The sequence below is a fragment of the Gluconobacter sp. NFX36 genome (genome assembly GCF_049887835.1).
Lineage (GTDB): Bacteria > Pseudomonadota > Alphaproteobacteria > Acetobacterales > Acetobacteraceae > Gluconobacter > Gluconobacter japonicus_A.
Map to the genome: position 1 here is coordinate 187,563 of NZ_JAGEKJ010000003.1, position 24,269 is coordinate 211,831.

Annotated in this window: 25 protein-coding genes and 2 tRNA genes; 6 read left to right on the plus strand and 21 right to left on the minus strand. The window is 55.6% G+C overall.

Annotated features, from left to right (window positions below):
* The 7 genes from J4P41_RS04370 to J4P41_RS04400 form a co-directional block, all read right to left on the minus strand.
* Positions 1–77 (minus strand) — tRNA-Pro (locus J4P41_RS04370).
* A 59-nt stretch (positions 78–136) separates the two neighbouring features.
* Positions 137–1,042 (minus strand): MerR family transcriptional regulator, encoded by a 906-nt coding sequence (locus J4P41_RS04375; RefSeq protein ID WP_426066238.1) that lies wholly within the window; start codon positions 1,040–1,042, stop codon positions 137–139.
* Positions 1,035–1,358 (minus strand): integration host factor subunit alpha, encoded by a 324-nt coding sequence (locus J4P41_RS04380; RefSeq protein ID WP_010503906.1) that lies wholly within the window; start codon positions 1,356–1,358, stop codon positions 1,035–1,037. Before J4P41_RS04380 ends, J4P41_RS04375 begins: the two co-directional genes overlap by 8 nt.
* Positions 1,359–1,429: 71 nt before the next feature.
* Positions 1,430–2,398: a beta-ketoacyl-ACP synthase III gene (locus tag J4P41_RS04385; RefSeq protein ID WP_023942753.1), complete on the minus strand. Its 969-nt coding sequence runs from the start codon at positions 2,396–2,398 to the stop codon at positions 1,430–1,432.
* A gap of 5 nt (positions 2,399–2,403) precedes the next feature.
* Complete coding sequence (gene plsX / locus J4P41_RS04390) at positions 2,404–3,513, minus strand: phosphate acyltransferase PlsX (RefSeq protein ID WP_062024108.1); 1,110 nt, start codon at positions 3,511–3,513, stop codon at positions 2,404–2,406.
* A gap of 63 nt (positions 3,514–3,576) precedes the next feature.
* The gene (gene rpmF / locus J4P41_RS04395; RefSeq protein WP_010503912.1) at positions 3,577–3,780 is read right to left on the minus strand and encodes a 50S ribosomal protein L32; all 204 of its coding nucleotides are present in this window, start codon (positions 3,778–3,780) and stop codon (positions 3,577–3,579) included.
* Positions 3,781–3,932: 152 nt separating this feature from the next.
* Positions 3,933–4,514 carry a YceD family protein gene (locus J4P41_RS04400; protein ID WP_426066239.1) on the minus strand — a complete coding sequence of 194 codons (582 nt, stop codon included), beginning with the start codon at positions 4,512–4,514 and terminating at the stop codon, positions 3,933–3,935.
* A 109-nt stretch (positions 4,515–4,623) separates the two neighbouring features.
* Here J4P41_RS04400 and J4P41_RS04405 point away from each other — a divergent pair, with 109 nt between their 5' ends.
* A complete protein-coding gene (locus J4P41_RS04405) occupies positions 4,624–5,196 on the plus strand; it encodes an outer membrane protein assembly factor BamE (RefSeq protein WP_426066240.1) in 573 nt (190 codons plus the stop codon).
* A gap of 10 nt (positions 5,197–5,206) precedes the next feature.
* On the opposite strand, the gene J4P41_RS04410 is transcribed toward J4P41_RS04405, so the two are convergent.
* The 4 genes from J4P41_RS04410 to def are packed head-to-tail and all read right to left on the minus strand — an operon-like array spanning position 5,207 to position 8,244.
* The gene (locus tag J4P41_RS04410; protein ID WP_426066241.1) at positions 5,207–6,574 is read right to left on the minus strand and encodes an ATP-binding protein; all 1,368 of its coding nucleotides are present in this window, start codon (positions 6,572–6,574) and stop codon (positions 5,207–5,209) included.
* Positions 6,552–7,250, minus strand: a complete 699-nt coding sequence (locus J4P41_RS04415) for a response regulator (protein WP_426066242.1) — start codon at positions 7,248–7,250, stop codon at positions 6,552–6,554. The genes J4P41_RS04410 and J4P41_RS04415 overlap by 23 nt, the downstream gene beginning before the upstream one ends.
* Positions 7,247–7,735, minus strand: coding sequence for a MarR family winged helix-turn-helix transcriptional regulator (locus J4P41_RS04420; RefSeq protein WP_023942766.1), 489 nt, complete (start codon positions 7,733–7,735; stop codon positions 7,247–7,249). Before J4P41_RS04420 ends, J4P41_RS04415 begins: the two co-directional genes overlap by 4 nt.
* Complete coding sequence (def, locus tag J4P41_RS04425; RefSeq protein WP_426066243.1) at positions 7,732–8,244, minus strand: peptide deformylase; 513 nt, start codon at positions 8,242–8,244, stop codon at positions 7,732–7,734. Before def ends, J4P41_RS04420 begins: the two co-directional genes overlap by 4 nt.
* 189 nt (positions 8,245–8,433) lie before the next feature.
* Here def and rpsU point away from each other — a divergent pair, with 189 nt between their 5' ends.
* Positions 8,434–8,637, plus strand: coding sequence for a 30S ribosomal protein S21 (rpsU, locus tag J4P41_RS04430; RefSeq protein ID WP_007283570.1), 204 nt, complete (start codon positions 8,434–8,436; stop codon positions 8,635–8,637).
* Positions 8,638–8,776: 139 nt separating this feature from the next.
* Here the strand turns inward: rpsU and J4P41_RS04435 are convergent, their stop codons facing one another.
* The 6 genes from J4P41_RS04435 to J4P41_RS04460 all read right to left on the minus strand — a co-directional run bounded on the left by J4P41_RS04435 (position 8,777) and on the right by J4P41_RS04460 (position 15,850).
* Entirely contained in the window at positions 8,777–10,909 is a 2,133-nt protein-coding gene (locus J4P41_RS04435) for a prolyl oligopeptidase family serine peptidase (protein WP_426066244.1), read from the minus strand.
* A 68-nt stretch (positions 10,910–10,977) separates the two neighbouring features.
* Positions 10,978–11,844 (minus strand): flagellar motor stator protein MotA, encoded by an 867-nt coding sequence (gene motA / locus J4P41_RS04440; protein WP_010503921.1) that lies wholly within the window; start codon positions 11,842–11,844, stop codon positions 10,978–10,980.
* Positions 11,845–11,870: 26 nt separating this feature from the next.
* Positions 11,871–12,800, minus strand: coding sequence for a flagellar motor protein MotB (locus J4P41_RS04445; RefSeq protein WP_426066245.1), 930 nt, complete (start codon positions 12,798–12,800; stop codon positions 11,871–11,873).
* A gap of 50 nt (positions 12,801–12,850) precedes the next feature.
* Positions 12,851–14,254, minus strand: coding sequence for a glycosyltransferase family 39 protein (locus J4P41_RS04450; RefSeq protein ID WP_426066246.1), 1,404 nt, complete (start codon positions 14,252–14,254; stop codon positions 12,851–12,853).
* Between the two features lies 1 nt (position 14,255).
* Entirely contained in the window at positions 14,256–15,368 is a 1,113-nt protein-coding gene (locus J4P41_RS04455) for a glycosyltransferase (protein ID WP_426066247.1), read from the minus strand.
* Positions 15,368–15,850, minus strand: a complete 483-nt coding sequence (locus J4P41_RS04460) for an Lrp/AsnC family transcriptional regulator (RefSeq protein ID WP_023942781.1) — start codon at positions 15,848–15,850, stop codon at positions 15,368–15,370. Before J4P41_RS04460 ends, J4P41_RS04455 begins: the two co-directional genes overlap by 1 nt.
* A gap of 98 nt (positions 15,851–15,948) precedes the next feature.
* Between J4P41_RS04460 and trxB the strand changes: the two genes are divergently transcribed.
* Both trxB and J4P41_RS04470 read left to right on the plus strand, forming a co-directional pair.
* The gene (gene trxB, locus J4P41_RS04465; RefSeq protein WP_426066248.1) at positions 15,949–16,923 is read left to right on the plus strand and encodes a thioredoxin-disulfide reductase; all 975 of its coding nucleotides are present in this window, start codon (positions 15,949–15,951) and stop codon (positions 16,921–16,923) included.
* A 117-nt stretch (positions 16,924–17,040) separates the two neighbouring features.
* Positions 17,041–17,937 (plus strand): LysR family transcriptional regulator, encoded by an 897-nt coding sequence (locus J4P41_RS04470; RefSeq protein WP_426066296.1) that lies wholly within the window; start codon positions 17,041–17,043, stop codon positions 17,935–17,937.
* 478 nt (positions 17,938–18,415) lie between these two features.
* Here J4P41_RS04470 and J4P41_RS04475 read toward each other — a convergent pair whose 3' ends face one another.
* The 3 genes from J4P41_RS04475 to J4P41_RS04485 all read right to left on the minus strand — a co-directional run bounded on the left by J4P41_RS04475 (position 18,416) and on the right by J4P41_RS04485 (position 20,252).
* Positions 18,416–18,721 carry an integration host factor subunit beta gene (locus tag J4P41_RS04475; protein WP_023942788.1) on the minus strand — a complete coding sequence of 102 codons (306 nt, stop codon included), beginning with the start codon at positions 18,719–18,721 and terminating at the stop codon, positions 18,416–18,418.
* A gap of 37 nt (positions 18,722–18,758) precedes the next feature.
* Entirely contained in the window at positions 18,759–19,712 is a 954-nt protein-coding gene (gene sppA, locus J4P41_RS04480) for a signal peptide peptidase SppA (RefSeq protein WP_426066249.1), read from the minus strand.
* Between the two features lie 72 nt (positions 19,713–19,784).
* Complete coding sequence (locus tag J4P41_RS04485) at positions 19,785–20,252, minus strand: MucR family transcriptional regulator (protein WP_023942794.1); 468 nt, start codon at positions 20,250–20,252, stop codon at positions 19,785–19,787.
* Between the two features lie 203 nt (positions 20,253–20,455).
* Between J4P41_RS04485 and J4P41_RS04490 the strand changes: the two genes are divergently transcribed.
* Both J4P41_RS04490 and J4P41_RS04495 read left to right on the plus strand, forming a co-directional pair.
* Entirely contained in the window at positions 20,456–21,721 is a 1,266-nt protein-coding gene (locus J4P41_RS04490) for a UdgX family uracil-DNA binding protein (protein WP_426066250.1), read from the plus strand.
* Positions 21,722–21,752: 31 nt separating this feature from the next.
* Positions 21,753–24,002, plus strand: coding sequence for an FUSC family protein (locus tag J4P41_RS04495; protein ID WP_426066251.1), 2,250 nt, complete (start codon positions 21,753–21,755; stop codon positions 24,000–24,002).
* Between the two features lie 122 nt (positions 24,003–24,124).
* Here J4P41_RS04495 and J4P41_RS04500 read toward each other — a convergent pair.
* A tRNA-Ser gene (locus tag J4P41_RS04500) sits at positions 24,125–24,214 on the minus strand.
* Positions 24,215–24,269: the final 55 nt, after the last annotated feature.

Sequence of the window (24,269 nt, forward strand, 5' to 3'; positions counted from 1 at the left end):
TGGTCGGGCAGGCGGGATTCGAACCCACGACCCCCAGTCCCCCAGACTGGTGCGCTACCAGGCTGCGCTACTGCCCGTTTGTCCTGCGGTGGCGGTGGTTTAGCAGCGTAGCGCCATCACCGCAAGGGCCTCTGATTCAGACAGGCAGAAGATTTCTCAGAAGCTGAAGTTCTTCGAGAATTTCTCTAAGCTCGGCGCGTAGAAATTCGTTCTCGGCATCCAGATGCTTCACAGATGCGCAGAGATGCTGATTCGCGTCCTGAAGCGCCAGCATCTCTTCCGTATCGCGAATTGAGAAGGCTTCGGCTTCGGCTTCGGCTTCGGCTTCGGCTTCGGCTTCGGCTTCGGCTTCGGCTTCGGCTTCGGCTTCGGCTTCGGCTTCGGCTTCGGCTTCGGCTTCGGCTTCGGGAGGCATAATTCCTGTCAGGCATTCGTCAAGCACATGAGATGCTTTTTCTTCTTCCGGAGACATCTCCGGTTCCGAGGCATTCAAGTCTTGCTTCTCTTCATGAAAGGACAGGACCACAACCTCATCCACACCTGGGTCAGAGACATGAAGACGGTCCGAAGGAGCTTCCGGAAACGCAATATCATCAACGGATGAAACTGGATTGGCCGAAATTTCTTCCGTAGTCGTTGATACAGGCAGATCTTCAACGGCTGGGAAATGCTCAATTGGAGCCGATGCCACCGGATGCGGAACCGCAACGGGATGTTCAGCAGCTTTTCTCGCTTTGCGCTCTCGCAGGACACGCAGAACACCTTGTCCTTTGTAGCCCTGAACGTAGAGGAGATCGGAAATCAGCCGAAGCGTTTCGACGTGCTCCGGATTGTAGTACCGCCGACCACTTTCCCCGCGGAAAGGTTTTACACCGGGATAGATGGTTTCCCATGAGCGCAAACGGTGCTGCGGAATATGGAGCTCTTCTGCAACTTCGCTAATGGTGCGGTATGCTTCCGGACCTTTTTTTGCCTTGGAAGGATTCAGGTTTTCCTGATCCTGCTCAGCCTCATTGACTGAAGTCGACAAATTTTCAGTCATCCGCGTCGTCCACTCCGTGAGCCTCATTAACGATACCGTTCATCCGGTCCCTGAGAATTTGGGACGGTCGGAAGACCAGTACGGCCCTGGGAAGAATGGGGACTTCTACGCCGGTTTTGGGATTTCTCCCGATACGCTCCCCTTTCTGGCGAACAGAGAACGTCCCGAAGCCACTCAGCTTCACGGATTCTCCGGTCTCAAGCGTCCCGGAGATTTTCTCCAGTACACTTTCCAGAATCATGGAGGAATCGTGCCGGGACAGCCCAACACGGCTATAGATGTGCTCGACAAGATTCGCGCGCGTGACTGTACTCATGACACATGCGTATCATGACGTTCAGAACAGTCAAAGGAATCAATCGTTAACCTTGAAAGACCGGGAGGCACTCACATGCGAACGAGCGCAGATCCCCAGGTCAGACCACCGCCCAGAGCTTCCATCAGAACGAGATCGCCCTTCTGGATACGTCCGTCACGGACAGCTTCATTAAGGGCCAGCGGAATGGACGCAGCCGAGGTATTGGCGTGACGATCTACTGTCACCACGACCCGATCGGACGGCAGGGCCAGCTTCTTGGCCATCCCGTCAATGATACGCAGATTGGCCTGATGCGGGACGAGCCACTGAATATCCTGACCCGTCAGGTTATTGGCTTCCAGCGCTTCATCAACAGCTTGTGAAAGCTTGACGACCGCATGACGGAACACTTCGCGCCCCATCATCTTGAGGTGCTGCGTCGTACCCGAACAGCCTACAGCGCCGTCCACATAAAGAATATCGCCCGATCGCCCATCGGAGTGCAGATGGGTTGAGAGAACACCCTCACCGTCTTCGGCTCCAGCCTCCAGAAGGACAGCACCTGCACCGTCTCCGAAAAGCACGCAGGTTGTACGATCATTCCAATCCAGCAGGCGCGAGAACACTTCGCTGCCAATGACCAGAACCTTCTTCGCCAGCCCCGACTGGATGAACGAATTGGCGGATGCGAGCGCATACACAAACCCGGAACAGGCGGCACTGATATCAAAGCCGAAGCCCTTGGTGATGCCAAGGAGGGCTTGCACCTGTGTGGCAACAGCCGGAAACACCTGATCCGGCGTCGAGGTCGCCACCAGAATTGCATCAACCTCTTCGGCATTCACACCAGCCTGCTCAAGAGCCTGACGGGCTGCCTCTGCGGCCATGGATGCTGTTGTTTCGTCGCCTGAAACAATATGCCGCTGAGTGATGCCGGTCCGAGCCCGGATCCATTCGTCGGACGTGTCGATTTTCTGGGCAAGATCGTCATTGGTGACAACCGTGCGGGGCAGATATCCACCAACGCCTGTCAGACGGGCACGAAGAGGACCGGACATAGTTTTCAGCTCACAGGTTCTGGAGCGACCGCATTGGCAGGTGTTGCGTCGGTGTCGGCGCCGAGCATGCCAAGCTGATCCAGACGGGCACGGATCTTGTCGTTCAGGTTATGGGTAACAGCGTCCATGGCGACATCAATGGCAGAGGCAAAGCTTTCGCCATCAGCGCCACCGTGGGACTTCACGACAATACCGTTCAATCCGACAAAGACTGCACCGTTATAACGCCGCGGGTCGATCCACTCCCGCATGCGCTCTAATCCAGGACGAACCAGAAGGTACCCGATGCGCGTCAGCAGATTGGTCTGGAAAACATTTTTCAGCAGACCGAAAGCGAGCTTGAGCGCACCTTCACCGGTCTTGAGAGCCACGTTTCCGGTAAAGCCGTCCGTCACAACGACATCCGTCGTGCCAGCCGTAATGTCATGCCCTTCCACGAAACCGTGGAACTGCTCTGCCAGCACACTTTCACGCAGACGTTCAGCGGCCTGACGGAGACGCTCGTCGCCTTTCAGATCCTCGGAACCGACGTTGAGAAGGCCAATCGTGGGTTTTGGAAGACCAAGCGCTGCCTGAGCAAAGGCCTCGCCCATAACAGCAAATTCAACCAGATTGCGGGCATCGCAGGCGATATTCGCCCCGAGGTCCAGCATCACGGTATCACCGCGCGATGATGGCTGCACAGCCACCATGGCAGGTCTGGAGATACCTGGGAGAGCTTTCACGATAATTTTGGCGAGAGCAAGCATGGCACCACTGTTACCAGCGGAGACTACTCCGAGTGCTTCACCAGATGCGACAGCTTCCATTGCAAGGCGCATGGATGAACCGCGGACGCGCAGAGCTGCGGTCGGCTTCATTTCCATGGAAATGCTAGCAGGGGCGTGACGGATGTCACAGATACGGGCAGCTTTTGGGTATCGTGCCAGAGCCGGCTTTAGAACCGCCTCATCTCCGATCAGGAGCACTCTGGCTGTCGGATGCCGGTCTGCGGCCAGTTCGAGGCCAGCAAGAACGATATCCGGTGCCCTGTCTCCTCCCATTGCGTCGACGGCGAGGGCGTAGGGCCTTGGGGCCGCGACGTCACGATCAGACGCGACAGGCGCTTTAGACATTAAGACAGTTTCCCGGACAGCATCGCAGATGCGGGCACGCCTTGAGGGTGCCCGCAGAAGAGATCAGGCGCGGACGGCCGTCTTCAGGCTCTTGCCTGCTGCAACAACTTCACGACCATCGTAATGGCCGCAGTGGCTGCAAACGTGGTGCGGGCGCTTCAGCTCACCGCAGTTCGCGCATTCAGCATGTGCTTCAGCCTGCAGGGCATGGTGGCTGCGACGCATACCGGCACGGGACGGCGTGGTCTTTCTTTTGGGGACGGCCATGGCTTTTATGCCTCTTTCTGCTTCTGTGTCGGCACCCTCTCCGCTCCCAGCGGCATGCGGTGCCCCGTTATTCGTCGTCTCGTATTTACGCCGAGTTCAGGCGGGCGGCTCTAGCAGAGCAAACGGAAACCCGCAAGCCAAAGCTGGGGATTTTATTCTTTTTTATCCCCGTTCTTCAGGGTCGCCAGCGCCGCAAACGGGTTCGGACGACGCTCTGACTCTGGCAGGTCATCAGAATGACCGACCTCTTCTTCCCCTTCTGCGGGTGTAACGTCAACAGCATTTTCGAGACCCGCGCCCGGTTTGCGAGGATAGGGGTCCAGCATCAGCGCCAGTTGTTCGGCAGCAGCTTCACCAATATCGAGGCCACGGCCGTCATGTGGAAGTTCGTCAGGGCCTTCAAGGTCAATGGAATCGATATCGAACTCGTCTTCCGGCATTTCCGATTCAGGAATGAAGCGAAGAATGAACGTCTCTGCGAGAACGTCATCAAATTTTTCTGCCGTAATGACGCAGACCTGTGTCACTTTCGCGGACAGACGCCCCTCGGCAAGAATGTGCTTCTTGTCTTCAGGCGTCAGGAGGAAGCGGCATTCCAGATGCTGGATGGCGGGAATACCGAAACGTCGAGCCAGAGCCTCACGCTCCTGCTCTGTTGCCGTAATCGTTTCTTCCAGACCCGATCCCAGCCGCCTCAGGGGAATACGGCGGGAAAATTCGGGAGTATTGGACATTTGAGCACTCCACCCCCGATCATCATGGGGGAAATCGTTGACAGGCGGGTTCCGTTTAAGGCACGCGCTGGGTTGAGCGGTTCTCTTGCACAGGATAGTTTCCGGTTCCATGAATAACGCATCTTTTCTGACGGCAAAAAGCAGAACACCTCTTCTGCGTCGCCTGAGCCTGTCTGGCTTGGCCTGTGCTCCGCTTCTGCTGGGAGGATGCTCCTTCTTCAGCCCGATTCCCGAACCTCGCGGATCGCTGATCGAGAAGACGGATTACGCCCAGCTCGTACCGGGAACCAGTACGCGTTCAGATGTTCTGGATGCCATGGGCTCTCCGACCGCACATGCGACATTCGATGACAATACCTGGATCTACGTGTCCATGATTACGTCTCCGACGCCACTGGGCTTTCCTTCGGTCGACAAGCAGCAGGTGGTTGTTCTGAATTTTGACAATTCTGGCGTTCTGCGAAAATTGGATACGCTGAATCGCAAAGATGGCATCCGCGTTGGCATGGTCGGGGAAAAGACCCCGACACCAGGAACAAAAACCTCTGTCATCCAGCAGCTTTTGGGCAACGTTGGCCGTTACAACCCGATGAGCAACATGAGCAGCACCTTTGGCGGCAGCCAGGGGCCGCTGGGCAACCAGGGCACCGGCAATGGCGGCGCAGGCAATACGCTGCCCTGATCTGGCTGGCTTATTTTGGCAGGCTGAGCAGCACGCTTAGTCCGCCAAGGGGGCTTTCCAGTAGCCTGATGGTGCCACCATGGGCATGAATAATGTCCCGGACGATAGTCAGCCCCAGACCAGTACCGCCGTTATTTCCTGAACTACCAACCTCAAGAAGCGTCTTTCGACGGTCTGCCGGAATACCGCCGCCGTCATCTTCAACCGTAATCTCGATCCGGCGCTCCCCTTCCCACAGCGAAAACCGCATGGCTCCGCCGTGTCGTCTTGCATTGTCGGCGAGATTGGTCAGAGCCCGTTTTAACGCATCCGGACGCACTGGCACCTCTACGCCTTCTTTGCCTTCTACACTCAGCACCTGGCCACCCGCGCGCCGAGCTGCGACAGCGACGTCTTCGATCAGAGCACGAATATCGGTCAAAACCGGCTTCTCCGCTCCTTCGCCACGCGCGAAGGACAGGTAACTGCCAATCAGGCGCTCCATGTCCTCAATATCCGCCACCATATCATGAACATCCGGCTGAATGTCCTCCGCGCGAATCATTCCTTTAGTGGGCAGCATGGCCATACTCAGACGCAAACGGGTGAGTGGCGTTCTGAGGTCGTGGGAAACACCGGCCAGAACGGCCGTCCGTTGCGCTACGAAGCGATTGACGCGTTCCTGCATACGATTGAAGGCAATGGCCGCCTGGCGCACCTCACGGGCTCCCTGAGGACGGATTGCTCCCTCGTCCCGCCCCAGACCGAACAACTCGGCTGCTTCTGCCAATCTGCGGATGGCACGGACCTGATTGCGCATGAACAGTCCGGCGATCAGGAATAAAAACGCTGAGCTGCTAAATGCCCAGGCGAGGAACATCCAGATTGGCCCGATGCTCAGTCTTTTATGAGGCGTCAGAACATCCAGCATCCCGTCTGGCAGGCCAACAGAGACGCGTACGGTCTCCGGGGCGGCAGACCAGTCCACAAAGAACGGGTGGCCAAGTCCCTGCTTGAGCGCACGTTCAAAATCATCGTCAATCGGGCCGAGGACATGATTCGTTCCTTCCCGCCTCAAAGTTATGTGAGGATGAAAAACGAATTGAAGTTGGGTTCTCGCTGCTGCGTCTTTCAGGAGTTCTTCGCGCCGGTCTGCTTCAGGCGTACGCTCCAGCATGGAAATGACAAGCGAGATCTCACCGGTAATGCCATCTGAAAGGCGCCGGGAGACGACATTCAGGTACGTTCCATAAAACAGCACCAGAACGATGGCCTGCGTCACCAGGAGCGGAATCAGTACGATCAGCATGGAGCGCCCCAGCAGGGAGCGGGGCAACACACGCCTGAGCGGCCGGTCCAGCTTGCCCCAGCGCTCCTCAGAGTCCGGGTTTGAGAACATAACCCTTTCCGCGCACAGTATGCAGGAACCTGGGCTCCTTGGGGTCAGATTCAATACGACGACGCAGACGCGTGACCTGCACATCAACGGCGCGTTCGCCGATCTCGTCCATATCCAGAGCTTTCGCAATGTCTTCACGGGACATCACGACACCCGGTCTGGTGGTAAGGACGCCCAGCAGGGCTGCCTCGCCACCCGTGAGATGAACCGGCCCGTCTGGTCCAGTCAGCAATCCGCGCTCGACGTCAAACTCCAGAGGGCCAAGCCTGAGAACGGATGGGACCTCCATAACAGGCGACAAGGCTGGCACCACACGCCTGAGATGCGCTCTCAGGCGCAAGAGCAGTTCGCGCGGTTCAAAAGGCTTTCCAAGATAGTCATCTGCCCCAGACTCCAGACCATCGATCCGGTCAGCCGGTTCGCCGCGGGCTGTCAGCAGAAGAATGGGTAAAGACAGCCCCTCTTCCCTCAAAGATCGTGTGAGGGACAAACCGTCCTCTCCTGGCATGGTCACATCGAGAACAAGAGCATCCGGCTGGATGAGTTTCAGGACGTCCCGTGCCTGTACGGCATCCTGTGCGGTGGTAACCCGATAACCGTTCTCCGCGAGGTATCGCTGGAGAAGCCTTAGAAGGCGCTGGTCGTCATCGACAACGAGAATATGTTCGTCGCTCATCGAAAGCCCCCTCCTGGAGCCATCTGCAGAGGAGAGAGGACGCGCTTGAACCCTTCCACGGCTGTCACTCCAGCCTCCCGGTAAGCCCGCGTCATGGCTTCACGAATCAATTGGAAAAGCTGGCGTTCGATCGCCTCTCCATGAGGTGTCAGTTTCAAAGGGCGTTTACGGCGATCATGGCGGTCTTCTTCCTGAATGAGGAGGTTGCGCTCCCGCAGATCACCCAAAGCGCGCCCAAGAGACTGTTTGGTAATCCCAAGACTGGTAAGCAGAACACTCGGCGTAATGCCAGGATGCGCTGCAACGAGAAAAAGAATTCTGTGATGCGCAGCACCGAGGCCATTTTCCCTCAGGAAAGCCTCACATTCAGAATTCAGACTCCGCCAAGCCAGCATGAGGGATTCATAAGACTGACGGATTTGTTCTTCACGAAGGTAAAGATGCGCTGTGGTAGAGGAAGGCCCTTCAGGCGGCCGCGCTGTCACCGAACCATTTCCTCCACATACCCAAAGCGGGTGAAGTCCTCGATGCGCTGCGGATAAAGCACGCCGTCGAGATGGTCATTCTCATGCTGCAGAACATTGGCATGAAAGCCCACGGCCTCGCCGTCCACGGGATCACCGTTTTCATCCAGTCCCCGATACCGAACTTTTGCGTATCGCGGTACGTCACCTCTGAGACCAGGAATCGAGAGGCATCCCTCACTGCACACCATCATTTCATCACCGACAGGGGTAATTTCCGGATTGATGAGAACGCGAGGCAGCATTGCCTGTTCCGGGTCCGACACCCTGTTTGCAGGAACGTGATAAACGAACATCCGCAAGGGGACATGAACCTGCGGGGCAGCCAGTCCAGCACCTCGTGCATCTGCCATCGTTTCCAGCATATCGCTTACAAGACGGCGGATTTCCGGCGATTTTGGATCACTGACGGGCTCGGCCACCTGATGCAGGACAGGATGACCCATACGGGCAATTTTAAGCAGAGCCATGAGCTTCCTTTCTCTGTGACAGCTTATTAACGCAGAAGTCGCGGGCAGATTGCGCACAGATAAAAATCCGCACAAGAACCATCGAATGAATTGCACACCGCCAAAAGAGTGTGTTAAGGGCTCCATCCCAATTGGATTGCCATATCACGGGTGACGCTAAAGGCGGGCCCAGAAGGAGTTGACGGCACCGTGCAGGTACTCGTTCGTGACAATAATGTTGACCAGGCGCTAAAGGCGCTCAAGAAGAAGATGCAGCGCGAAGGCGTTTTTCGCGAGATGAAGCTGCGTCGCCACTTCGAGAAGCCCTCCGAGCGTCGCGCCCGCGAAGCAGCAGAAGCTGTTCGTCGTGCCCGCAAGATGGAGCGCAAGCGTCTGGAGCGTGAAGGCTTCTAAAGTCCTTCCCGTCATCTGAACGGACGAGAAAAGCCGCTACCCTTCAGGGAGCGGCTTTTTTATTGCTCTTTGAGATTATGCGCCATCCGTTGCACCCATGCTCTCGCCTCATCAGGCAAGAGCATGGGTGATGCTCAGGTCAGCGAGGGTCCATCAATCGCTTGCTGAGGTAGATGGCCTCCAGGGCCCTCTCATGGGCAACCTCGGCCGCATTGACGGTACCGGCGTGCCCGCCTTCCGTATCCTCGTAATAGAAGAACGGTACATGCAGATCCTGAAGCCTCGCGGCGAAGAGGCGGGCATGCACAGGCCCAACGCGGTCATCACGCGTGGATGTGAAGATGAACGGCACCGGATAATGCACATCCGCCTTGAGCGCCTGTAAAGGAGAGGTTTTCTCCCAGAAGCCCTTTCCTTCGGATGTCGAGACACTTCCGTATTCTGCAGCCCATGAAGCACCAGCCGCCATATGTTCGTAGTTGAGCATATCCAGAAGCGGGACGCCGATGATGGTCGCATTCCACAGTTCAGGGTGCTGCGTAAACTCAACCCCCATCAACAGACCGCCATTGGAACGACCACGGATTCCCAGTCGTTTAGGCGACGTGATGTTTCTGGCAAACAGATCACGAGCAACGGACGCAAAATCGTCATACGCATGCTGACGCCCAGCATAGCGGGCTGCTTCGTGCCAGGCCGGACCGAACTCGCCCCCTCCGCGGATATTGGCCATCACATAGACACCACCGCGCTCGAACCACGTGATTCCGAGATCAGGATGGTAGACAGGCAGGTAGGACAGCCCAAAACCGCCATAAGCTGTCATCAGTGTCGGATTGAAGCTGTTCTTCGTCCAGTCTTTGGCATGAACGATAAAATAAGGAACCTGCGTGCCATCCGTACTGATCGCGAACTGTTGTTCGACAGTCAGTTTGGACGCATCGAAGAGATGTGGCTGACTGTAAAGCAGGCGCGTGGTCTGCTGGGCCGTATCGACGCTCCAGATCTGTGGTGGCTGAATGAACCCTTCCAACTGAAGGTATGCGTTCGAACTTCTGGGATCTGACGAAACAATCGTCGCAGCCATATTCTGCGGAAGCTCTATGGTTCGTCCAGCCCAATGCCCGCTGGCGCTCCGGCGATAAAGCATCAGCTTTGGCTGCACATTATCGTACAGCACGACAATCAACCCGTCTTTGGTCGTCGCTATTGCACCCCCCATCCCGTCTCCAATCGTCTGACGAGATGTCGGAGACACGATGACTTCTGGCTCTCCCGGATGCTCGGGATTGATTGCGACGACACTGTCAGCCGAAATACGGCCATGTGCCGTCTTCCACTCCTGCAGAAGGTGGAAAACCAGCTGGCCATCCTGATAGCTCAGGCCATCGTACTTCTCCGGCATGGGAAGCTGGCTGACATGAAGAGTTTTCGGATCAATTTTTTCCACATCACTATGGAAAAAATCTTTGTGTCGATCGATCAGAAGAAGCTGGTGCCCCTGCCCGTCCTGCAGAACCATTGGAGCGACTTCCATGTCGCTTGCCATCCCCCTGAAAACTTCCTGTGCCTGCAGGAGTGACTGACCCCGCTTCAGGGCACGGACAACATAAGGGTAACCAGAAGTCGTCAGACCAGCGTCCTGAGTGCCCCAGTCGCGGGATACCAGAAGCGTATCCCGGTCGAGCCATGCCACGGCCTGCTTGCCATTCGGCAAAGCAAAGCCTTGCGAGACAAAACGATCGGTAGAGGTATCGTACTCCCGCAGTTCGTGCGCATCCTCACCGGCGTTGGACAGTCCCAGCAGACAACGCCGGTCTTCCGGCTCAAGGCAGTTCAGACCTTCCATGACCCAGTTGGCATGTTCCGACTTGGAAAGCACATCCAGATCGAAACGTGTTTTCCAGACCGGATGTCCTGACTGGAAATCCGCTATGGACGTGCTTCGCCATATGCCACGTGTATGGGCCTTATCCTGCCAGAAATTCCAGATCGCTCCTGCCATCTGGGTTGGTGTTGCAAGACGGTCTGGAGACTGTTGAGCAGCAAGGATACGCTCATAGAGCGGCTTGTATCGTGGATCCGATGCAAGAGCCTGTTGGGTTGTGGCATTTTCCGCTTTGACCCAGTGCAGGGCAGTCGGGCCATCAACCTGTTCAAGCTCCGCGCGGGGCGGGACCTGCGGAGAGTTTTGGGTGCCAGCGTACGCAGAAGACGCCAGAGGGAAAAGAGGAAGTAAGAGACAGAGAGCCCGCAGTGCGGAGGGGCGCATGCCAGATCCTTTCGGCCGCCATTTAGGATGATGACGGCATCGTAAAGGTCACACTCAGGAAAACAACCTCAGTTTACGGCCACAGCACTGAGGGATTCTTCGACTTCCTGAAAGGTCGGCATGAGATCTGACGGAATGCTCTTACGCCCGATCTCTACGCTAACCTGCGGAGCATTGCCCTGAAGGTGCGCCACGATAACGGAGCGGACGAGATCAAGATACGAAGCCTCCTCTTCCACCACACCTCCGAGCCGCCCGGCGATGGGTGCAACGATACCGTAAGCCAGAAGAATACCGAGAAAGGTTCCCACAAGGGCCCCGGCAATCATCTCACCCAGGACGATAGGTGGCTTGCTGATGGAGGCCATCGTCTTGATGACGCCCAGCACTGCCGCCACGATCCCCAGGGCTGGCAGAGCATCTGAGACCGACTGAAGAGCATGTGGGAGATGCATTTCCTCACGCAGATTTTTCTTCAGTTCACGCCCCATGACGTCATCCATCTGAAACGGGTCTGTCGCGTTCATGCCTGCCATACGGAGATAATCGCAAATAAACGAGCAGACATGCGTATTGTCCCGGATCTTGGGAAAGGCTCCGAAGACTGTGCTGCCTTGGGGATCCTCGATATGGCTTTCAATCGCCATCATTCCCTTGGCGGCCGCAAGCCTGGTCATGTGAAAAAGAAGTCCGAGGAGTTCCAGGTAATCCTGACGTGTGTACTGGGAGCCTTTCATGGCCTTTTTAATTCCAGCAGGCAGGTGCTTCACCGCGCCAATGGAATTGGCCATCACGAAGGTACCGACAGCAGCTCCGAGAATGGTGAGAAGCTCAAAGGGCATTGAAGCGAGCAATGGCCCGATGGCTCCTCCGGATGCCACGAACGACCCAAAAACGCACGCAAGGACAACGCCCAGACCAATAAGAATAAACATTCAAAATTTTCCTGACTGGCGAAGAATTACGGCTGATCCGGGGAGAGGACGAGAACAACACGTCTGTTCCGGGCGCTGAGAGGATTGGCGGGGTCGAACAGGTTCCGGTCAGCGTAGCCAGTGACAGCTTTAAGTCGCCTGTCGGGAAAGCCGCTGTTCACAAGAATATCCCGTGCCGCCACAGCACGGTCGCTCGACAGGCTCCAGTTTCCTGGAAGACCGGGACGATAGGGTGCGGCATCTGTATAACCACTGACGGACAGACGGCCGGGCAGCTTTTCCAGATACGGCGCAATCAGTTTCAGAAGATCAGAAGCATGGCGTGTTGGAACGGCGGACCCCAGTGCGAACATGGCTTGATGGTCGGAATCTGCAATTTCGACGTGTAAACCGTCATCTCCCAGACTGACCGACACCTGAGAGCGCACGTCTGCCAGTTCCGGTGCCCCATCTAGCGCTTTGCTGATTTCCGTAGTCGCACGCCGCAATTCACCCTGCTGAGCGTCTTGTCCATGAGGCGCTGCAGGAGGCATACCGGGTTGAACCTGTCGATCATGAAGAACCACAATCTGGGTACTACGGTCTCCTGCATCCTTGTTCAGGAGATGATCCTTACCTGGTTCCCCGTTATCCGGATGCGCGCCTGCAGGGTCTCCCGGATGAATGGCCGCAGGTTTCTGGGATGAGGCAACCGGGTCCGGAACCAGATGGATGACATTCTCAGCCGGAGGCGGAATATCCTGCTGGATCGCCATGGGGTTGAAGAAATTGGCGATGCCTCTGCGCTGCTCTTCCGTTGTGGCGTTGATGAGCCACATCACGAGAAAAAACGCCATCATGGCTGTTACAAAATCGGCGTAAGCGATCTTCCAACTACCACCGTGATGGCCGCCCTCCACCACTTCAAAGCGCTTGATAATGATCTTGCGCTCGTCCTTGCCACCTGCTTTCGACATTCCACCTCCTGAGAGACCTCAAGTATGGCAGTCAAAGGTTAAGGAGAGCTTTAAGAGTGACGTGGCAACTGCACGCCAAGAGGATTTTCGACCACGGTCATCTGATAGCAGCGAACTGTCCGCCTCTGACTTTCTCGACAGAGAACATCCATCGGCAAAGGGCTCGGAATATGATGAATTTCCTCAACACGGAGCCCTTTCTCTCCCCTTGCGGCAGGAAGACGAAACAGTTCCCAACGACGATCTGTCCCAAATACGCTCAGACCAGAGTTTCCTTGATTGAAAGCCAATTGTGAGGCGAGACCGTAATCTTCTGCCATGAGAACCGTAGCCCCTTGAGCCACTGCCTGCCTTTCCAGTTTCTGGTCGAACTCCGGCCAGCCAGCAGTCTGGCGTTGAACCGGGTCTTTCGCAGGAGGTATCGGGAGAAAAGCGAACGCTGCCTGCAAACAGACCAGAGCAGTCACCACAAAGCCACTTGCTGCCGCCCAGCGAATACGTCGCCCCGCCTCTACCGCGGCCAAGGCAAGGACAGGGTACACAACAGCCGGCCAGTTCGCCTGAACGCGGTCTCCGAAGGCGTGAAAAATGAACACGGCCAACGGAAGGGCGCCCAGCCAAACCAGAAGTGTGTTGCGCTTGAAACAGGCCCACAGCCCTATTAAGAACAGGCCAAAAATCAGGGGCGTAGCGAGGCCGATCTGCCCTCCAAAAAGTTCTGACTGAAACTGGATTGCCCGGGCAGGATGCCAGTCCCCTGCTCGCCCTCCCTGCTTGAGCAAGCTGGCCCAATGATGCGTCGCGTTCCAGCAAAGAACGGGCGATGTTGCCGCCAACAGCACCGGAATGGCGAGCCATGGACCTGATTGTTTTCTCCATGCGGGAGAAAACACAACTGCACCACCAAGTCCAAACCCAATCAGAACAGCCGTATATTTTGAATCAAATGCCAGCCCCAGCAGCATACCGACCAGCAACCACCATCCGAGTGCCTTGTTGGCAGGCAAAGTGACGGCTTTGCCGATAGCGTACAGAGCCACCGAGACGAAAAATACCAGTGGTGTATCAGGCGTCATGGTCGCAGCGCCCAAGCCCAGCATCAGGGTCGCGTTCAAAAGAAGAACAGCCTGAAAGCCGGAAAGCGGCCATGATCGAGAAGGCAGCAACAGTCGGGCAGCATGAAACAAGGCCCAACTGCCGGGTAAAACCGAAAGAGGCCCTAAGAGACGCACACCTAGAGGCGTACCTCCGGCAATCCAGGTGCCAATCCGTATCCAGAGTGCCACCATGAAGGGATGGTCAAAATATCCCAGCTGTAAATGGCGGGACCAGACCCAGTAATAGGCTTCATCCGGTGTCAAAGGCAGAAGAGCCGCCAATGTAAGGCGCAATACTGTCAACAGGCCGAGAAAGCCCCAGAACATTCCAAGGGTACGAACCGTGTCGGTCTGCATGTCAGCGCCAGATCAGCGTTGAGGACACCGCATAATTCCAGACGACACCAATGACAGCTCCCGCTGCAGAGGCGCGGTCCCAATGGCCATGACCCAAATCGTGCAGAACCATTCGCGCGACGCCGATATTGGCGAAAACACCGACGGAGCACACTGCTGCGAAGAGTGCAAACCCCCGCCACATCCTTGCACCTTTAAGGCGCCGGTCATGATAGGTCAGACGGTTATTCAGCAGAAAATTCGTGAGAATAGCGACGGCCGTACCGACAAGCTGGGACTGGGAAAAATCCATGCCCGACACGCGGGCCAACTGCATGACTGCAACATTCACGATAACGCCAACCAGCCCGACTAGCGCAAACGCCAGAAATCGTGTTGGCAGCCAGCCATGCGTGAGTTTGTCGAGTAGCATCGTCGCGAACTGCAAAAGCACGACGACATCCAACTTGCTTTCCCCAGCGACTCTTGGGCGAAAAACAAAAGGGACTTCGGTAATCTTCGTCTCTTTGGGCGCAGACATGACAAGATCCAGCAGGATCTTGAACCCCGTGCCAGACAGCTTTGGGAGCGTCGCCGTAAAAAGATCACGCCTCATGGCAAAGAAGCCACTCATCGGATCCGTCAGAGGATGGGGCAGAACGGCTTGCGCGGCACGGATACCGGTGTCTGACAGCAGGTGCCGCCAGTGTCCGGCAAGACCGGCATTATCACCGCCTTCGACATGCCGGCTACCGACAACCATCTGTGATCCGGCATCAAGCGCCGCAACCATGGCAGGGAGTACGGACTCATCATGTTGGAGGTCTCCATCCATGACCGCCACATATGTCGCGCTGGATGACAGAAACCCTTCTATAACGGCAGAAGATAACCCTCGCCGCCCGACACGCCGCACAACACGAACACGCGGATCATTCTTGGCAATGTCTGAAACGCGGGCCGACGTGCCATCAGGAGAGTTGTCATCAACGAAAATGACTTCCCAGTATTCTTCTGCAAGGGCACGGCTGAGAGCCGCAACCATGGGAGCCACGTTCTCTGCTTCGTTGTAGCAGGGAACGATAATGCTCAACCGTGCGGGCAAAAGGAGATCTTCCTCAGATCTCAAAGTCATCAGATAGGAACCCCGGCCAGATCCCGACTAGTATGAATAGTCTGGAGGGTCTGGACGCGCACGACATGAACACTGTCTGTCAGGCGGCGGGTCAGAACGTTCTGGTGGGCAGCATCACGCGCAACAAGACGGACCAGGAAGTCGCCCCCACCACGTATCATGTGACACTCACGGGTTTCAGGCCAGGCACCAACCTGCGCCTCGAAAGCCTCGAGGACACTGCCTTTCTGGCTGTCCAGCCCTATCAGGGCATAGAAATTCAGAGACCATCCCAGCAGAGGCGCATCAACTTCAGCATGGTAGCCCTTGATGATCCCCAGCTCTTCAAGGCGTCTGACACGCCTCAGGCAGGGAGGTGCAGAAATGCCAGCCCGTCTGGCCAGCTCCACGTTGGTCATGCGGCCGTCTGCCTGAAGCTCGGCGATAATCTGCCGGTCAATGGCATCCAGTTCGACGGGGTTGGGAGAAAGAGAAGCGTTCATTTGACTCCGAGGTATATGGCAGGAGGCGACGTCCGCAAAGATGGCACATGCCTCTGAAACCTTTATATGAGGGATCGAAACACGGACGAGGATCAATCATGCCTGAAATCCACCATACAGACCTTCTGGTCGTAGGCGCGGGCCCCGCTGGTTACACTGCAGCCATCTACGCCGCACGCGCCAGCCTGAAACCGATTCTCGTGACCGGCCTTCAGCCGGGGGGACAACTGACCATCACAACGGATGTCGAGAATTATCCCGGATTTGCCGCTCCGGTGCAGGGGCCATGGCTCATGGAACAGATGCGCGAGCAGGCAGAACACGTCGGGACACGCCTGATCTACGATCTGATCATGGAAGCGGATCTTAAAAATGGACCGGCATCTGATGGATATTTCCGCCTCAAGGGCGATTCCGGTGACGAGTATCATGCCCGCACGGTCGTGATCGCAACAGGCGCTCAGGCCAAATGGCTGGGTCTCGAGTCGGAAAAGCGTTTGCAGTCTGGGGGCGTGTCCGCCTGTGCAACCTGCGACGGATTTTTCTATCGGGGCAAAACCGTAGCCGTTGTTGGCGGTGGCAATACAGCAGTCGAAGAAGCCCTGTACCTGACCCATCACGCTGACAAGGTTCATCTCATTCATCGCCGCGATGGACTGAGAGCGGAACGGATTCTCCAAGAGCGTCTTTTCGCGAATCCGAAAATTGAGCTCCACTGGAATCAGGCAGTGGAAGAAGTTCTTGGCGCAGGCTCTCCGGAAGTCGTCTGCGGGGTGAAACTTCGGAACACACAAACGGGCGAGTTCACCACACTGCCAGTTGACGGGGTCTTCGTGGCGATTGGCCACACACCGAATACGGGACCTTTCCGCCATGAAGTGCGCTGCGATGAAGACGGTTATATCCTGACCGAAGCAGGCGGGACTGCTACATCAGTGGAAGGCATTTTTGCAGCGGGTGATATTCAGGATCGTATTTACCGACAGGCTGTCACAGCCGCAGGCACAGGATGTATGGCAGCACTGGAAGCAGAACGGTACCTTTCTGGCATACCTGCTATGACAAAAACTTGACCCTCGCCTCGGCTTGAGACAGTTTCGTCCCTTCAACGACACACCGCAGAAATAACGCCAGGTGACATGGGTAAGAAGGACGAAGACCGACGCGCCAGCGATCGGGGAGATCACCATATGGACTGGGACAAGCTGCGTATTTTTCACGCAGTTGCTGAAGCCGGATCCTTTACCCATGCGGGCGACAGACTGAACCTCAGCCAGTCTGCCGTCTCGCGTCAGATTTCCGCACTGGAAGAAGTTCTGCGAGTGCCGCTGTTCCATCGGCATGCCCGTGGTCTTATTCTGACGGAGCAGGGTGAAGTCCTGAACCGGACCGTACGGGAAGTTTTCTCGAAGCTGGCTCTGACTCAGGCTTTTCTGAGCGAGAGCAAAGAGCGCGCAGCTGGCAAGATCAAGATTACAACCACGACCGGCTTTGGCTTGTGCTGGCTGTCCCCGCGGCTGCATCGGTTTCTGGAATTGCATCCCGATATTGAGGTTACGCTTCTACTGGAAGATGCGGACCTGGATCTTGGAATGCGTGAAGCTGATGTCGCTATTCGTCTGCACCCGCCCACACAGCCGGATCTTGTTCAGCGCCATCTTGCCAATTTCCCGATGCCTATCTACGCAAGCCCCGATTATCTGGAGCGTTACGGCACGCCAACCAACCTGCGAGAACTGGCAGAACATCAGATCATTGGATTTGCGGGGCGTAACCTGCCCTTACCCAATGTCAACTGGCTCCTGGACCTGCTGAGGCACGAAGGACTTGCTCATCGTGGCAGTCGTTTGGCTATCAATAACATTGCAGCCGTCGCCAATGCTATTTCAGCCGGCACGGGGATCGGGTCGCTACCGCTTTACACTGCGGCGTCATATTCCAATCTGGTACGAGTGCTACCAGATCAGCCTGTTCCATTGGTGGAGGCTTACTTTGTCTATCCCGAAGAGCTCCGCACATCCAAGAGAATATCTGTTTTTAGGGATTTTCTTTTGGCTGAAATCAGCTACCTCAAAGGACAGGACTAGTTATTCCACGGACGTCGTGATTCAACCGCGGCGTCCGCGCGCCGCAACGCAGGCATGCTGACTGGTCGAGGACCGGAATACAGCCTCTCCAATAGGGGCAAAATTATTAGAATGACCCATATGGCTTTTCCCGGGAGGAGCCTTGAGGAAGATCAACCCAGCCTGAGACTGATAACAGGGGACCTCTGCCGTTTTCTGTAAAATATTCCGTTGTGAAACATGCCTGGCACCAGTTGAGACAGACCTGTGCATATTGGAAGGTGTCGCCGCAAGGCATGACTGCATGAGAGCAATCCAACCAAGCACAAAACAGACAGGAATCACTATAAAATTCAAGAAAGCCCCTCCCCCTACAGTGGAAAGACTACTGCATTTGGAGGCAGGATTGTGCCCAAATGCAGGGGGGTTTTCACATTCTTCCACTGCCTGATGCACAGACAGCACAATACAGAATGGCTCAGGGAAACGCAGCAGCGCGTTAATCCTCACGCGCAGAAGAGACTGCGCTATGATTAACCCGCTCACGCAGTTCCTTCCCGACTTTGAAAAACGGAACACTTTTCTCGTCTACAGAGACTGTGTCGCCCGTTCGAGGATTGCGCCCTGTCCGAGCATCACGCTGACGAGGAATAAATGCGCCAAAGCCTCTTAGCTCGACACGATCTCCGCGTGAGAGCGCAGCTCCAATTTCGTCAAAAATCGTATGAACGATCCGTTCAATATCCCGGGCCAGAAGGTGGGGATATTGCGCAGAAAGCTCGGCAATGAGTTCCGATCTGGTCATGATTGCAGCCTATCTGCCTCCGCCCATGAAACGGGTTTCAGGGTTGCAAGATCGCAACGGCCCCGTCAAGACTGCTGATTGCCAACTGCCTATCCATTTTTTCCATAATGCCCGTTCCGAACACACCTTCGAAGATAGCTCGACGATGCGGAAAATCATACCAGTGCCGTGATGTTTCAGAGAGCAAAGGCATAACAGGGTATTGAGCATTGCCGATTTTCAACTGCTTGCGAAGCCACAGTCGAGCGGCATCTTCATCCCCCAGTTCGTCTATAAGACCCAGACCAATCGCCTGACGCCCTGTATAGGCCCGTCCATCAGCAAGACTACGGACTTTTTCTTCCGACAGATGACGCCCTTTGGACACCATCCCAACGAACTGATCAAAAAGATCATTTACCAGCCCCTGCAGCATGGCTTTGCCTTCAGGAGTCAAATGACTGGTCGGGTCCGTCTGGTCTTTCATGGCGCCTGACGTAATGGCCGCCACATCGATTCCCACACGCCCAAGCAAAGGCGAAACATCCGGACGCTGCAGAATGACGCCGATTGAACCTGTCAGCGTGGATGGGAGCGCCACGATATGCTGTGCGGGCACAGAAAGCATGTAGGCGGCTGATGCGCCCATATCCCCCATTGTGACGACAACAGGCTTCTTGGCAGCGAACTGTTCGATCGCATCATGCAGACGTTCACCACCCGTCACACCGCCACCCGGGCTGTCCACGACAACGAGAAGTCCAGTCACGGAAGAAGAATTCTGGGCTTTTCTCAATGCTGTCGTGATCCGCGAGACATCGTTTCCAATGACACCCCGAATGACGACACGAGCAATATGCGGTCGCCCTCCCAAATCAGCAGCAACCGGATGACCTTTACCAACAGCCACAATAAGAGCTGTCAGAAAAAATAAAATGGCGGCAATTCTCCATCGGAGAAGCCGCCGTTTCTCAGTCTGGGTCCGGAGAAGGGTTTCTGCTTCAGAATTCATGAAACAGTAGTCTCCGGACCGACCGACAATGTCAATTTCTCCAGCGATTTTTATACTGGAAAATCAGCCGCTTCAGGCCTGCTTCTTGGACTGGCGCGTACGGCCACCTTCTTTCTTGCCTTCTCCCGTCGCACTGATCTTGCGACCAAGGCCAATCTCCCGAGCCAGAGCAGAACGACGCTGAGCATAATTAGGAGCAACCAGCGGGTAATCAGAAGGCAGCCCCCAACGCTCACGGTACTGCTCAGGAGTCATGTTATAGGCGCTTTGAAGATGACGCTTGAGCATTTTCAGCTTCTTGCCGTCTTCAAGGCAGACAATATAGTCCGGGAAGACAGAGCGCTTGATCGGAACAGCAGGCTGCGGACGCTCTGGCTCAGGCTCCTGCTGCGGAACACCGGCATTGGCAAGGGCTTCATAGACCTGCCGAATCAATGCCGGAAGAGTTTCCGCATCCACGCTTCCCTTGGAAACCTGAGCCGCAACGATCTGCGCTGTCAGTTCCAAAAGCTCTGGATGAGAGGATGTGTTCTCCGACATAATATTTTACCTTCCCTGCGGGGTAATATTTTTTGCCATTTTCGGCGTGAAAACATTCTGCCTGTTATGATCATAGAATATACAATCAGCACCATGCAGATAGCGAATCAATTTTAACAAAGTTTCTAGAATATGCAGCCTAAAAAAGAAGTAATTATCCTGTTGGCCTTTTCGAAATTCACCAACGTTCCTTTGTGAGCCTTATGCAACCCAGGACTGCCATACTCTGCTCCCCAAGTGATTTCATGGGATGGCGCTCTCTCAGCCGTGATTTCCTGAACCAACAGGTTGCGGAAAACGCGATTCATTGGTCCATACAGGAAACAGACGCGCTATACGCACCTCAGAGCGAACGTATTCTTCCGAACACTCCTTCTCCATTGAAAATACCTCGCTCTTTCGGTCGATTAATCTCTTCGGTGTTTGCTTCGTCCATTCCTGATCGGTTTGATCGACTCTATCGCGCGCTGGCACATATCCAGCAAACTGGCGAGCCTTCCAGGGCCGACCTGCAGGATTTCGAACAGATTGCCGAGAATGTCCGCGCCCAAATTCTCGCACTGAGAAGCACATTCCCGGAAAATCGGATTAAAGACTGGCAGGTCATCAAAACAAACTATGCCCCACAATTAATTGATAGTCAGATTGGGCCACTTGGCCGATTACGGACTGCACCATGGGCTCTTCTGTCAGACAGCAGGACGCTTTGCTGGGATGGTCAGGACTATCGTATGGGTCCAGCACTGCCGGATATCACGGCCGCCTCCGGTACAGACCTGCTTCCTCAGGCCTTACAAATCGCGACAGCAACCCGCGCTAATGCTTACTGGCGGGGTTTAGGCACAGTGCACGTTACACCTACAAGCGCAGACATTGAGCAGTCTCCTTCCCTCACCGCCCTACGGGCACTTGCTACAGACTGCTCCCTTTGTGATCTGTGTCATCACGCTACGCGAACTGTCTTTGGCGAAGGCCCCCAGAACGCGGACCTTCTATTTGTTGGGGAACAACCTGGGGATCAGGAAGATCTTCAAGGTCGTCCTTTTGTGGGGCCAGCCGGACAGCTTTTTGACAAGGCTTTTGAGGAAGCCCAAGGGCAGCGTCATGAAGCATGGGTCAGTAATGCCGTCAAACACTTCAAATTTGTCCAGAAAGGAAACCGGCGCATTCACCAGAAACCGGGATCAGTGGAGATGAATGCCTGCTCGCCCTGGATTTCGGCAGAACGTCGGCTTCTACAGCCCAAGGTAACAGTCATGCTGGGCGTGACAGGAGCCAGCGCTCTTCTCGGGCGCCCCGTTACGGTTTCCCGTGAGCGTTCCCGGCTTTTCAGACTTGAAGATGGGAGCCTTGGTCTTGTGACAGTACACCCCTCTTATCTGCTGCGCCTGCCGGATGAGGATGCAAAGACACGCGAATACATAAAATTCGTCGCAGATCTGAGAATGGCCATTTCGGCTCTCGCCTAACGGGAACCATCGGGGCTAAGAAAGCCCTGCAATGAGTGGTAGCACTACGTCAGCAGGACGTCCGACTCCGAACAATCCCCCCTCCGGTGCAAGTGCGTCAGCAGCCTTGCGCCCGCGGATCAAACTCCCCTTGTCCTGGGTCTACGCTCCCTCGACGGCAACGCTCACCTTCGCACTCAGAAATACCTTGGCCGCATGCCTCGCGATCGGCATCGCATTCTGGATGGAACTCGATAGCCCTGCCTGGGCTGCGATGACCGTTTGGGCCGTTGCACAGGCAACGCGCGGTGAAAGTCAGTCAAAAGCCAAATGGCGTATTATCGGGACCATAACTGGAGCCGTTGCGTCCATTGCCCTGATGGCTGCGGCTCCTCAGGCTCCATGGCTGTTCTTTCCCATGATTGCCATCTGGATTGGCATGTGCAGCGGACTGGCGACATTTGTCAGTAACTTTCGCTCCTACGCCCTTGTTCTTGCAGGATATACCTGTTCGATCATCTGCATGGACGCAGCATCCGATCCTGACAATATTTTCACGGTGGCCGTCTCCCGCACCACTTACATTATTCTGGGCGTGCTGTGCGAAGCGTTCATGGGCCTGATCTTCGCAACAACCCAGGAACGACAGGCGCGCGCGCAATTGCGCCAGAAGCTGGAATCCGCGCTCGTTCTCGTAACCGGGACCTTATGCAGCATCCTTGGTGAAGAACGCGGAGCCCTGAATGCCGCACGCCGACAGTTCGGCACCATCCTCAGCATCAACGATCAGATCGAATTTGCTGAAGTGGAAATGGGGCCGCATGGCCACGAAGGCGATCACGCCCGCGCTGCTCTGGCCTCTGTGTCTGCTCTGTTGTCCCGCGGATTTGGCATGGCCATGCGGCTCCAGCTCCTTAATCATGAACATCCTGCATTTACGCAGGCCGCAGACGAAATTCTTTCTTTCCTTAGAGATTTCCCAAAACGGATCGCCAATACGACAACCGTTCCCGACCTTCTGGCGGAACTCCAGCATCTTCGAGACGTGTGCCGCCTGTATGCCGCCCCGCATCGAGAGACAGATCTTCAAAACAGCAATGAGCCTGTTCCGGGTAATGATCCTTTCGATCTCAGACTCAATGAGCAGGATACGGAAGCCCATCTGGATGAGCGCGTCCTGTTCATGTCTCTGGGCGAACTACTTGGGGACCTTGAGCTTGCGATCAAGGAATATGAAGCCAGTACACACTCCATTCCCGGCGATCATTTTCATTTTCAACGACAAACCCATCGGGATACCCGTGAGGCCGTCCATAACGGACTTCGGGGAGCATGCGCCGTCCTGGTAACGGCCCTGATCTATGAAATTACCGCCTGGCCCAGTGGGCTTGGTTTTATTGCGATTACGACTCTGGTTTGCGGCCTATTCGCAACCAAGGAAAATCCCGTTCTTGGGACCATGGAATTTCTGAAAGGCGCACTCGCAGCCTATGTCGTCGCGTGGATCTTGGTTTTTGTCTTGATGCCGAAAGTCACAACCTTCGAAACACTGACGCTCTTTCTGGGGCCTGCAATGTTTCTCGGCGGGTTGGCGAAAGGGAACCCCTCCACCGCAGGTGGTGCCGCAGCATACGGTCTGCTGCTCCCTGCCATGCTGGGACTGGAAAACCATCATGTCATGAATGAAGTGGCGTTCTACAACAGCAACATGGCCGTCGTGATGGCTGTTGGTATCAGTGTTCTGGTTTTTCGTACCGTTCTGCCGTTCAGCAGTTCAGATGAGCGATTTCGTCTGCGTCGCATCATGTTGACGGAACTCCGTCATCTGGCAGATCCGAACTACACGCCCCAGATCAGTGTTTGGATCGGACGCAACACGGATCGTTTTGCACGCCTCATCCGGCACGCCGGACCAACCCCTGCCCCACTGATTGAAGCGTGTATTCTTGGAACGCTTGCAACGCTGACATTAGGGCTGAATATCATCCGTCTTCGCACACTTCTCGATCGGGAATATTTGCCGGATAGCGCGCGACGCCCCATTCAGTTGGTGCTTCATTATGTTGAGCAGTCCACAAAGCGGCATGATAAGGCAGCCCGCGTTGCAAACGCCGCAGTCAGACGTTTACGTGCTCTTGATGAGCATGAAACCGATCTTGTGACACGGTTGGAAATGACCCGTGCCATCACCTATCTCGTCGTGATTGCCTATACAATGCAAACCAATGCGGACTTTCTTGACGCAAGCCGCCCTTTCAAGGGTGAGCGCAGCCACCTGAAACTTCAGGACGCTGTTCAGTAATTCGTTCGCGACACTACAGCCGCTGCTTCAAAGCTGGGGCCGAAACTACGAAATACCGCACATAAAGTCAGATGAGTCCGATTGAAGAGAACATCAATCAAACGCCCATTTTTTGATTTATCTGGCGGAGAGGGTGGGATTCGAACCCACGGTACCCGCGAAGGCACAACGGTTTTCGAGACCGCCCCAATCGACCACTCTGGCACCTCTCCGTACGGTCTGTATGAACAGACCTGATCGATGGAGCGGCTTATGACGAGGTTTTTC

Bases quoted from the DNA above. Each gene is read 5' to 3' on its own strand.
- trxB (WP_426066248.1), top strand. From the start codon at position 15,949: ATGCCTGAAATCCACCATACAGACCTTCTGGTCGTAGGCGCGGGCCCC.
- J4P41_RS04475 (WP_023942788.1), bottom strand. From the start codon at position 18,721: ATGACCAGATCGGAACTCATTGCCGAGCTTTCTGCGCAATATCCCCAC.
- sppA (WP_426066249.1), bottom strand. From the start codon at position 19,712: ATGAATTCTGAAGCAGAAACCCTTCTCCGGACCCAGACTGAGAAACGG.
- J4P41_RS04385 (WP_023942753.1), bottom strand. From the start codon at position 2,398: ATGTCCGGTCCTCTTCGTGCCCGTCTGACAGGCGTTGGTGGATATCTG.
- J4P41_RS04375 (WP_426066238.1), bottom strand. From the start codon at position 1,042: ATGACTGAAAATTTGTCGACTTCAGTCAATGAGGCTGAGCAGGATCAG.
- J4P41_RS04495 (WP_426066251.1), top strand. From the start codon at position 21,753: ATGAGTGGTAGCACTACGTCAGCAGGACGTCCGACTCCGAACAATCCC.
- J4P41_RS04415 (WP_426066242.1), bottom strand. From the start codon at position 7,250: ATGAGCGACGAACATATTCTCGTTGTCGATGACGACCAGCGCCTTCTA.
- def (WP_426066243.1), bottom strand. From the start codon at position 8,244: ATGGCTCTGCTTAAAATTGCCCGTATGGGTCATCCTGTCCTGCATCAG.
- J4P41_RS04470 (WP_426066296.1), top strand. From the start codon at position 17,041: ATGGACTGGGACAAGCTGCGTATTTTTCACGCAGTTGCTGAAGCCGGA.
- J4P41_RS04450 (WP_426066246.1), bottom strand. From the start codon at position 14,254: ATGCAGACCGACACGGTTCGTACCCTTGGAATGTTCTGGGGCTTTCTC.
- motA (WP_010503921.1), bottom strand. From the start codon at position 11,844: ATGTTTATTCTTATTGGTCTGGGCGTTGTCCTTGCGTGCGTTTTTGGG.
- rpmF (WP_010503912.1), bottom strand. From the start codon at position 3,780: ATGGCCGTCCCCAAAAGAAAGACCACGCCGTCCCGTGCCGGTATGCGT.
- plsX (WP_062024108.1), bottom strand. From the start codon at position 3,513: ATGTCTAAAGCGCCTGTCGCGTCTGATCGTGACGTCGCGGCCCCAAGG.
- J4P41_RS04400 (WP_426066239.1), bottom strand. From the start codon at position 4,514: ATGTCCAATACTCCCGAATTTTCCCGCCGTATTCCCCTGAGGCGGCTG.
- J4P41_RS04405 (WP_426066240.1), top strand. From the start codon at position 4,624: ATGAATAACGCATCTTTTCTGACGGCAAAAAGCAGAACACCTCTTCTG.
- J4P41_RS04490 (WP_426066250.1), top strand. From the start codon at position 20,456: ATGCAACCCAGGACTGCCATACTCTGCTCCCCAAGTGATTTCATGGGA.
- J4P41_RS04445 (WP_426066245.1), bottom strand. From the start codon at position 12,800: ATGTCGAAAGCAGGTGGCAAGGACGAGCGCAAGATCATTATCAAGCGC.
- J4P41_RS04410 (WP_426066241.1), bottom strand. From the start codon at position 6,574: ATGTTCTCAAACCCGGACTCTGAGGAGCGCTGGGGCAAGCTGGACCGG.
- J4P41_RS04435 (WP_426066244.1), bottom strand. From the start codon at position 10,909: ATGCGCCCCTCCGCACTGCGGGCTCTCTGTCTCTTACTTCCTCTTTTC.
- J4P41_RS04455 (WP_426066247.1), bottom strand. From the start codon at position 15,368: ATGACTTTGAGATCTGAGGAAGATCTCCTTTTGCCCGCACGGTTGAGC.
- J4P41_RS04380 (WP_010503906.1), bottom strand. From the start codon at position 1,358: ATGAGTACAGTCACGCGCGCGAATCTTGTCGAGCACATCTATAGCCGT.
- J4P41_RS04460 (WP_023942781.1), bottom strand. From the start codon at position 15,850: ATGAACGCTTCTCTTTCTCCCAACCCCGTCGAACTGGATGCCATTGAC.
- J4P41_RS04485 (WP_023942794.1), bottom strand. From the start codon at position 20,252: ATGTCGGAGAACACATCCTCTCATCCAGAGCTTTTGGAACTGACAGCG.